The organism is Bradyrhizobium jicamae (genome assembly GCF_018130695.1).
Taxonomy (GTDB): domain Bacteria; phylum Pseudomonadota; class Alphaproteobacteria; order Rhizobiales; family Xanthobacteraceae; genus Bradyrhizobium; species Bradyrhizobium jicamae_B.
Genome location: NZ_JAFCJX010000062.1, coordinates 1 through 9,044, shown reverse-complemented (window position 1 = coordinate 9,044; position 9,044 = coordinate 1). Strand labels below are relative to the sequence as shown.

At 61.4% G+C, this 9,044-nt stretch carries 9 protein-coding genes and 1 tRNA gene; 4 read left to right on the top strand and 6 right to left on the bottom strand.

The genetic code is table 11. The features are described from left to right. Positions 1 to 100: 100 nt before the first annotated feature. Together JQ604_RS41330 and JQ604_RS41325 are read right to left on the bottom strand one after the other, a co-directional pair. On the bottom strand, positions 101 to 274 hold the full coding sequence (locus JQ604_RS41330) for a hypothetical protein (RefSeq protein WP_249159439.1): 174 nt from the start codon (positions 272 to 274) through the stop codon (positions 101 to 103). 166 nt (positions 275 to 440) lie between these two features. Further along, the gene (locus JQ604_RS41325; RefSeq protein ID WP_212366521.1) at positions 441 to 1,460 is read right to left on the bottom strand and encodes a hypothetical protein; all 1,020 of its coding nucleotides are present in this window, start codon (positions 1,458 to 1,460) and stop codon (positions 441 to 443) included. Between the two features lie 1,173 nt (positions 1,461 to 2,633). On the opposite strand from JQ604_RS41325, the gene JQ604_RS41320 reads away from it, so the two are divergent. After that, on the top strand, positions 2,634 to 3,026 hold the full coding sequence (locus JQ604_RS41320) for a hypothetical protein (protein WP_212366520.1): 393 nt from the start codon (positions 2,634 to 2,636) through the stop codon (positions 3,024 to 3,026). 616 nt (positions 3,027 to 3,642) lie between these two features. Here the strand turns inward: JQ604_RS41320 and JQ604_RS41315 are convergent. From JQ604_RS41315 to JQ604_RS41305, 3 genes are all read right to left on the bottom strand, one after another. After that, positions 3,643 to 3,717: transfer RNA gene (locus JQ604_RS41315), tRNA-Val, on the bottom strand. Between the two features lie 120 nt (positions 3,718 to 3,837). Beyond that, positions 3,838 to 5,118: a hypothetical protein gene (locus JQ604_RS41310; protein WP_212366519.1), complete on the bottom strand. Its 1,281-nt coding sequence runs from the start codon at positions 5,116 to 5,118 to the stop codon at positions 3,838 to 3,840. A 131-nt stretch (positions 5,119 to 5,249) separates the two neighbouring features. Further along, positions 5,250 to 5,855: a DUF1134 domain-containing protein gene (locus tag JQ604_RS41305; protein ID WP_212366518.1), complete on the bottom strand. Its 606-nt coding sequence runs from the start codon at positions 5,853 to 5,855 to the stop codon at positions 5,250 to 5,252. A gap of 153 nt (positions 5,856 to 6,008) precedes the next feature. Between JQ604_RS41305 and JQ604_RS41300 the strand changes: the two genes are divergently transcribed. Beyond that, positions 6,009 to 6,473, top strand: coding sequence for a YHS domain-containing (seleno)protein (locus JQ604_RS41300; RefSeq protein ID WP_212366517.1), 465 nt, complete (start codon positions 6,009 to 6,011; stop codon positions 6,471 to 6,473). Here JQ604_RS41300 and cysQ read toward each other — a convergent pair whose 3' ends face one another. Continuing rightward, positions 6,474 to 7,301: a 3'(2'),5'-bisphosphate nucleotidase CysQ gene (gene cysQ, locus JQ604_RS41295; protein ID WP_212366516.1), complete on the bottom strand. Its 828-nt coding sequence runs from the start codon at positions 7,299 to 7,301 to the stop codon at positions 6,474 to 6,476. It lies immediately after the preceding gene. 155 nt (positions 7,302 to 7,456) lie between these two features. Between cysQ and chpT the strand changes: the two genes are divergently transcribed. Both chpT and JQ604_RS41285 read left to right on the top strand, forming a co-directional pair. After that, on the top strand, positions 7,457 to 8,104 hold the full coding sequence (gene chpT, locus JQ604_RS41290; protein ID WP_212366515.1) for a histidine phosphotransferase ChpT: 648 nt from the start codon (positions 7,457 to 7,459) through the stop codon (positions 8,102 to 8,104). A 194-nt stretch (positions 8,105 to 8,298) separates the two neighbouring features. Then, on the top strand, positions 8,299 to 9,044 hold a 746-nt coding region (locus tag JQ604_RS41285), incomplete at its 3' end, for an Hpt domain-containing protein (protein WP_212366514.1).

Below are 9,044 nucleotides of genomic sequence, written 5' to 3'. Positions count from 1 at the left end.
ATCGAGCTGATCAGCTTCTACAAAGAGAACCCTGGACTGCTCAAGCGGTAACCCTGCGGCCTACGCCGAATGGATACCCAGCCGCGATCGATCGCGCATTTCAGGCCGGCCCCATATTCTGCGGCCGCGGCCTTGTCGCCAAACAGGAAAGGCGCATGATGACCTCGATATAGACCCTGCCGTCTTGAACTGGCTCGAATGCGCGTGCGTGCTCCATCAGGCGGCGCGCGGCCTTATCCGGATCGGCGTAGGGGCGGGGCTCGACGTGCTTCATGCAACCGCTCTATCGCGTTCTGTTGTGATCTGGAAAGGCGTTCCTCATGGTCGGCTCGGATACTCCCCTGATCTTGGCACCGCGCTGCCCGCAGACCCTTGCAGATAGGCGTGAACGAGAGACCAGCCGAGCAGGCAGATCTCCCGTCCAGAACTTGGAGCAACTTCTATTGATGGGAAAACGAGCCGGTGAAACTGCCGTTGACGCCGTTGGCTTGGACCGTGTTGTCACCGCTAGAGAGAAGCGCACCGCCGTTCAGAGAGACCAGGCCGTAGTCGTTACCGACTATCTTGGAGCCATCCGCTCTGACAGTGACGTTCGGACCAATTGATCGGACGCCGTAGAGATTGCTCGTCGACCTCGTGTTAGCCATCATGACGCCAACGGGCGAATGTCCCGCGGAAGTTGTTGCGACGAGACCATCATTGGCGTTTCCACTAAGAATGCTGTTCGCGATCGTCATGTTGATGCCGTTCGCGCTCGTGCTGCCATCGACTGCTACGCCGAATGCGTTGCTGACTATAGTGACGTTATCAAGGTGAACGCGAGCTGCGCCAGACGCTTGCGGCAGGATTCGAATCCCCGCTCCAGAGCCGCCGGTGATGTTTCCATTTCGAGCAAAGAGGCTATTTGTTACTTGCAGTTTGGCAGGCCCGTTTGGTTCGAACAGAATACCGGCGGTGACAAAACCAGTTACCTTGACGTTATCTAGAACCAGAGTGCCAGCCCCCTTAAAATCAATCCCCGGGACGGAATAACCGAAACTGTACTCGTCACCGTGAAAATTGAGACCGCGCACAATCACAGCGTCATTCGGACCAATGTTGACGTTGAAGTTGTAAGCACCTGTTCTAATAAGATTGGTGCTTAGTTGTATGTCGCAGGTGATCGTGATCGACTTAGTTATCGTCACAAACGGATTATAGTTTGCATCCTTACACTGCACTTCACCGCCAGCCTGGGTCTGATCGATGGCGTAACTAACCGTTCTGCAAGGGTTATCGATTTCACCGCACCCGGCGGCATTTGTACCGGTGCTGGCATACCAACTATGCCAGTTGAATTGCGCGGCAGCCGGACTTGCACCCCACGACCATAGCGCGGTGGCGACGACGGCATATGCCGCCCATGTTCTTGTGAATTGCCGATCGACTTGGCCGGTTCTTAGAACCTCAAGAATACGCATAATTACGACCTCCTGTGCCGAACACTTGTCGGAGTTGCCAAAACGACAGAGGGCGCATTCGCGGGATCTGAAAATCAAAAAATAAATTGCAGGGTGGAAGGCCCTCAGCGATCGGAGGCTATCATGATGTTGGCGGAGAACTCAAAGGGCTGAAGTTTTCGCTGCTGAATCCATATGCCTAGGGGCTCGCCAGAACGGCATGGCCGCCTCAACCCCGCACGCGGGCAGGGAAAAATTCCGATCGACCGGCTCTTCTGCGGGTGGTTTGAGCCGAAATCCCGTTGCACGTCAAGGTCCACCAGTCCGCGGGAGGCCCGTGCGGCTCCGGCTTCATTGGGACGACCTCATAGGCCTCGTTCGGGTCGTTGTCGGGATCAATCGGCATGGATCCAATGATCGCGCCAATTGCACACGGTGAGAAGCCGCTAGCTATCGCAGCCATCAATGCTTACTCAAACAAGGGATTGGTCAAGGCGCAACGAAGGTGTGTCGCTCTCGCAACGTCTCAATTGTTCCGTTGGCTTTAGATTCGCTTTTGACTTCACTGGGCGGCAAATCCGACGTTTGATAAAGGCGGATCTGGAGGCAAGGGATTTTATCTCGAAGCCATTTTATTTGAGGCCAGGTTCAAGAGGCCGCTGTCCAGCGCCAGCGGTCTCTTCGTATTGCTTCAGTATTTTTGCGAGAGGTAAAATCCGATGCCGCCACAGGTATGGGCTTTCGCTACATCAATCACCTGGACGGCCGTCGTTGCCGTGCTTCTGCTTTATACGATTTTCAGTCATGGATAGAAGGCGCGCGAGGATACGTGCTTGTGCCTTCGGTGAGAACTTGTGGGGCTGGACTCTAGTGCCGCGAGTACCAAAAAGACGGCCCCAGCCGGAGCTTGGCTGAGGCCGCATTCCATTTGTCGCGCTCTTTCCGAGACAGAGCACCACGCCCACGACTTCACCAAATAATATGGCCAGTCCAATGTTCTAATTCGGAAAAGTGGGTGTCCTAACTAGGACAGCTCGCGACACATTCATCCGACCAGCGACGAGTAATCGCGCCCCCCCGGGGCAGCCGAAGGTATGTTATGGTTCTCGCGGCTTTGTCGGAAAATTCCGACGCCTCTCGGCTTGTTTGAAGGTCCGCGCCGAAGGAAAATTGGCCTGACCGGAGCCGGGCCGCATGAATGTATCGATCCGCTTCTACCTCTTCGCCGACGATGGAGTGTTTCGAATAAGCCCGCAACTGATGATGCGTCTCATCCATGACCGGGATGCGATGCCTAAGTATGCAGGGACGAAGCAGAAGGCCGTAGATGTCATCATTGAACTTGAGAATGGCAAACCGGTCCGTATTGCCCGAGCCGATGGCAGCTACCTTACATTTGATGAGAAGGGGCACATTCATGGCAGCCTGATCGCATCCGGGTCCGCGGCGATGGAAACTTACGACGCGCTCGACAAGGAATTGAAGAACCCTCCGGGGAAGGTTGTTGAAATTGGAGCCAAGCTGAACCGCGAGAAGTGGGAGAGGGAGAACAGGTGGACGCTTTCAAAAACTGCTGATCGCGGATGACATTTGGAGGCGCAAGCGCATTGCGACGATCAAGATTCAACGAGCGAAAGGGATCGAACCAAAGCCGCCTCAGATCACGTTTGAAGCCAAAGAGGCGATGCGCGATCTCCAGGACCATGTCATGCGGATCGGTATCAAGGTCGAAATGCAGACGGAAGTGACGCTTAAGGGCTTGGCCTTCGAGGCGCGCAGACGATCAAAGGACGACTTTGACGACCCTGTTTGGCGTGGCGTTGCTGAGGCTGCGGATAGGCGCAGAGGGATACTCGTTCGTCATCGTACCGCGGCGGCTGCTGACAGAACACGCAAAAAGCCTCAGCGCTGAACTCAGTGTGGACGCTCGGGTCGTTTGCGAACTGGAGTGGGAAGATGATTGACCCCGCGATCCTCCTGAGCCTGGCCGGCGAAGCGCCGCTGCCAGCTAATTTTAGGCGGGAAAACCCCGCGAATAGCGTGGACGTGCCCAAAAGGCGCTTCCACGATTCGGAGTGAAAATCGAAATCGGATACCTTGTTAAGGGTGGGGCGAATGCTGAAGGCCGTTTGCACCGGCTGTCGTAGCTCAGCTGGATCAGCTAAGGCAACTCACCGAATTCTAGCAATTTCAATGAGTTGAATGGTGGACGCACAAGGGATCGAACCTTGGACCTCTCCCGTGTGAAGGGAACGCTCTCCCGCTGAGCTATGCGTCCGGGATTTTGACGTGCGGAGGGCCCCAAGGGACCGGTCGAACAGGCGCTTCGTCAGAGCCCGCGATTTACGAAGTACGGGGCAGGGGTGTCAAGTCAAAGGGGCAGGCAAAAGTGGGTGTTTCACGCGCCCTGCTGGCGAGCGCGCGAGGCGTGGGATTGCAGCGCCCGGATGCGCTCGGCAAGCGTTCCGCCGCCTTCCGGCAGGCTCGCGACCGGCGCCGCGCCATTGGCCGGCTTCGGTGCGGGTTTCGCCGGCACCGTCTGGTCCGCGGCCAGCATCGCCTCGATCGCCGAATTGGGGCCTTCGAGCTGGATGGCGAGCTTTGCGACCTCGGCGGCGATGTCGTTGATACGCTCACGCAGCAACGCATTCTCCATCCGCTCGGTCGCCCAGGAGCTTTCGGCCTGCTGCTGGATCGCGTTGATGTCGCGCTGCAGTTTTGCCCGCTCGTCGCGCGCGACACGGAGCTGCTCTTCGGCCGCCGCTTTTTCCTGGCGCAGCTTCTCGACCACCGACGACTTGCCGCCGCCTGCGCCGAGTTCCTCGCGGAGCTCCTTGATGGTGCGCTCGCTGACTTCGGCGGCCTGCTTGAGCTGGTTGTTCTCGAATTCGCGCTCGGCCAGGATCTTGCCCTGGGTCGCGAGCCGTCCCTCGAGATCGCTGACGCGGTTGCCGAGCATCTCGGCTTCCTTGACCTGGATGATCAGCTGGCGGTCGAGATCGGTGACGCGCTGGCTCAGATTCTCGACCCGGCCGCGCGCGTCGGTGAGCTCGCGGGTGGCGGCTTCCGACTCGCTGCGCTCCTGGGCGAGGCGGGTCTGCGTCGCCGCGAATTCCTTTTCGGCATCGCCGACGCGGCTCTTCAGTTCCTCGATCTGGGTCCGTACTGTGACCAGCTCGACCTGGCGGCTGTCGGCGACCATCGAGCGGTCGTTGAGCTCGGCGTTGATCTTGCCGAGCTCGGATTGCTTGTCGGTCAGCGCCTGCTCGGCGTTGCGCAGCAGCTCGGTCTTGGCGGAGAATTCCTCCTCGGTAGCGCGAAGCTGCTCCTTCATCGCCTTCTCGCGCGCTTCCATCGCAAACAGCGCGGCGTTCTTCTCGCCGAGCTCGATCTTCATGCGGTTGATCGCGTCGGTCTTCTTGCCGAGCTCCGCGAGCTGGCTGGTGGTCTTGTTCTTGAGCTGGTCGACGCTCATCTCGAGCCGGCGCGCGGACATCGCGAATTCGGCGCGAAGCTGGTCCTTGTCGGCCTGGATTTCGGCCATCGACAGCGGGGTGGCCGCCTCCATGCGGCGCGTGGTCAGACGGACGGCGCGGTTATGCACCAGCGGCACGATCATCAGGCCGCACAGCATCGACAGCAGGAAACCGATCGCCAGGTACATGATCGGTTCGATCATGAAGCGTTACTCCAGTCGGAAAGAAAGAATTCGTTAATCACAATGGCACGACGGGCCGGCCAAAGGCCAGCCCGTTGCCGCGTTAACCTGAATCGCTAACCGCGCTCGCCTCGGTCAAAACACCCGGTGGATCAGAATGGGTTCCAGGTCGCGCGCGGGGTGTATTTGAGGTAGCCGACATTGGCGCCGAGCCGCAGCCCGATGCCGGAGCGGATCGGCACCAGCACGATGTTGTTGGCGGTGAGCGCGGTCATGCCGAAGCCGCCGACGATGTAGGCCGAGCCGTCGATGCCGACGAAGCGCTGATAGATCGCGTTGGTGGAGGGCAGGTTGTAGACCAGCGTCATGGTGCGCGCGCCGTCGCCGCCCCAGTCGAAGCCGACCGACGGACCCTGCCAGTAGACGCGCAGGTCGCCGGCGTTCTTGGTGTAGAGCGTGCCTTCGCCATAGCGCAGGCCGGCGACGAACGCGCCCGAGCCTTCCTCGCCTAGCACATAGCCGTTGGGCAGGCCCCATTGGCTGACCGCGCGCTCGATCACCGAGGCAAGACCGCGCGAGACGTTGCCGAAGAATTTGTGGCCGGCGCCAACCAGTTCGTCCGGCCCGTAAGTATACGGGGTCGGCTCACGCTGCGGCGGCGGATATTGCGGCGGCGGGGCATTCTGGGCGGACGCCGGTACAATCCAGCACATCAGCGCGGCGAGCGCGACCGCGGCGAGGCGTGATGCGAAAGTCATAAAGAACCCCTGGTAGCGATATTCTGGACGTCGCCTTTAACCTGACGCCAATAGGCACGGCTCTAGGTTGCGTCCAGTGTCCCCTCGACTCGGATGTTATCGGTACCAACTATGACGGTACAACGGCAGGAAAGATATGGGTGGCGCCGCGTAATGGCCATTTTCGGCCTGTTGGCGGGCATTTTAGCGATTCTCGGACCCGATTGGCCGGCGCGGGCCGCGACGACGGAACGGGTGGTGGCGAACCGCTATTCCGGCCTCGCCATCGAGGGCTTCGATCCCGTCGCCTATTTCATCGATCGGACGGCAACCCAGGGCGTGGCGGAATTCGAAGCCCAACAGGGCGGTGTCGCCTGGCGCTTCCGCAATGAGGGCAACCGCGCCTCCTTCGTGGCCCATCCCGAGGTCTATGGTCCGCAATTCGGCGGCTACGATCCGACCGACGTGACGCGGGGGGTGACCGTTGCCGGCAACCCGCGCTTCTGGGTGATCTCTGGCAATCGGCTCTATCTGTTCAGCCGGGAGCAGAGCCGCGATGCCTTCGCCGCCGATCCCGCCCGCTTCCTGAAAGAAGCCACCGCGCGCTGGCCCGAGCTGGTGCGGACGCTTGCGCAATGATTACGTTGCCGCCGCCGGATCGCCCCAGGCGATGAACTCCGGCACCAGGAAGTCGGCGCGGCCGAGTCCGAAATGCAGCGGCGCGCCCTTCGAATCCGTCACCTTGCCGCCGGCCGCGACGACGACGGCATGGCCGGCCGCAACGTCCCATTCCGAGGTCGGCGACAGGCGGGGATAGATATCGACCTCGCCCTCGGCGACGCGACCGAATTTGACCGCCGAGCCCAGCACGGAACGAACCGCGCCGCCGCGCTCGGCAATGAACGTCTCGGTGCGCGCGTCGCCATGGGAGCGGCTGACCGCCACCGTCCAGGGTGACCCGTGCGGCGGGCAGGGGCGGGTCCGAATCGGCTCCGCGAGCGGCAGTCCCGACGCTTGCAGCGTCAGCCGCTCGGCGCCCTTGCCGACGATGCCGCGCCAGATTAGCCCGAGCGCGGGCGCGCCGACGATGCCGAGCAGCGGGACACCGTGGGTCACCAGCGCGACATTGACCGTGAATTCGTTGCGTCCAGCGACGAACTCCTTGGTGCCGTCGAGCGGGTCGATCAGGAACAAGCTGTCCTTGTAGGGCGGGTTCGCCAGGTGGACGCGCTCTTCCGACAACAGTGACACGCGCGGCGCCAGCCGAGCGAGGCCCTCGACGATGATCGTGTCGGCGGCGAGGTCAGCCTCCGTGACCGGCGAGCCGTCGCTCTTGCCCTCGACCTTCATCGCCACGCGGTTGACGGCGAGAATCGCCTCGCCGGCGCGGATCACGAGTTCGGTCAGCGGTTCGATCAGCGCGGCCGCGGCGTCGCAGTCGACGGCGGGCAGGCGTGCCTCATTCATGAGCGGGTTCCATATCCTGTTTGTCTTCCCCTTATCATCCCCGCCGCTGGCTGGCAGCACGCGCTGGCGCAGTGTATCAAGCCGCTTAGGCATGCGTGATTCGCACTCTTGCCGCGGTGTGCGGCTTTCCAGGAACAATCTCCAGGATCTTTTTTATGTCTGGCACTTCGTCTCCCGGCCCCGCCCCCGATGCCCTCGAGCTCGCGGCGCTGCTTTGCTCCCGCGTCTGTCATGATCTCATCAGCCCGGTCGGCGCGATCGTCAATGGTCTCGAGGTCCTCGACGACAATCCGAAGCCGGAAGACCGCGACTTCGCGCTCGACCTGATCCGCAAGAGCGCCAAGACCGCCTCGGCGCGGCTGCAGTTCTGTCGCCTGGCATTCGGTGCGGCCGGTTCTTCCGGTGCGCAGATCGATCTGGGCGACGCCCAGAACATGGCGAAGGGCCACATCGAGGACGGCAAGATCACGCTGACCTGGAATCTGCCGCGGCTGCTGCTGCCGAAGAACCGCGTCAAGCTGCTGCTCAACATGCTCGTCATCGCGCAGCAGACGATCCCCCGTGGCGGCACCCTCACGATCGATCCGATCGGGGAAGGCGAAAGCATGAGCTTCCGCATCACGTCGAGCGGGCTCAACGCGCGCGTGCCGCAGAACATCGTCGATCTGCTCAATGCAAGCTCGACCCACGCCGTCGATGCGCATGCAGTGCAGCCGCATTACACGCGACTGCTCGCTCAGGCTTGCGGGCTCAACGTGACGCTGGTGCTGGAAGGCGACAAGGTCCTGATCACTGCCGCCTAAGGCGGGCGTTGCCGCCCCGGCATGGTTAAGCAACGGTTACGATCGGGCGCGCGATTTGATGTCGCGCGCTTATGTCTTTGTTGATCCCGTTCTTTTCCATTTGCTCAACCAATATTAAACGGTTTGCATAGAAGCTGGCCTGGTTCCGACAGGCGCGTCGATGTCGCGCGCCGCTGCGTTCGAAGGCCGATTTCATGGATGATTTGCTTCGGGAGTTTTTGACCGAAACCAGCGAGAGCCTGGACACGGTCGACAATCAGTTGGTGCGGTTCGAGCAGGACCCCAACAACGCAAAAATCCTCGATAACATCTTCCGCCTGGTCCACACCATCAAGGGCACTTGCGGCTTCCTCGGTCTACCCCGGCTCGAAGCGCTCGCTCATGCCGGCGAGACCCTGATGGGCAAATTCCGCGACGGCATGCCGGTCAAGGCCGAAGCCGTCACGCTGATCCTGTCGTCGATTGACCGCATCAAGGAGATTCTCGCCGGTCTCGAAGCCACCGAAGCCGAGCCGGAAGGCAACGACCGCGACCTGATCGATCAGCTCGAAGAGATGGTCGAGCGCGGCATGGCCGCGATGTCAGCGTCGGCTTCGCCGATCGCGGCAGCCGTGCCTGTCGCTGAAGCTGCTCCGCCGCTGGTGCCGGAGGCTCCCGTGGTCGAAGCCAGGGCGCCGGAGAAGGCGATGACCCACGGCTCGCTGGTGGATCAGACGCTGGAGCGTCCGCTGCGCCCCGGCGAGGTCTCGCTCGACGAACTCGAGCGCGCCTTCCGCGAGACCGAGATCGAGGCACTGGCGCCTGCCCCGAAGCCCGTTGCCGCCGCAGCTGCGCCCGCCAAGGCCGCCGAGCCCGAAGCGCCGAAGAAGCCGGCCAAGAAGGCGGTGGCTGTCGAGAGCGAGGTCCAGGAAGGCGACAAGATCGCCAACCAGTCGATCCG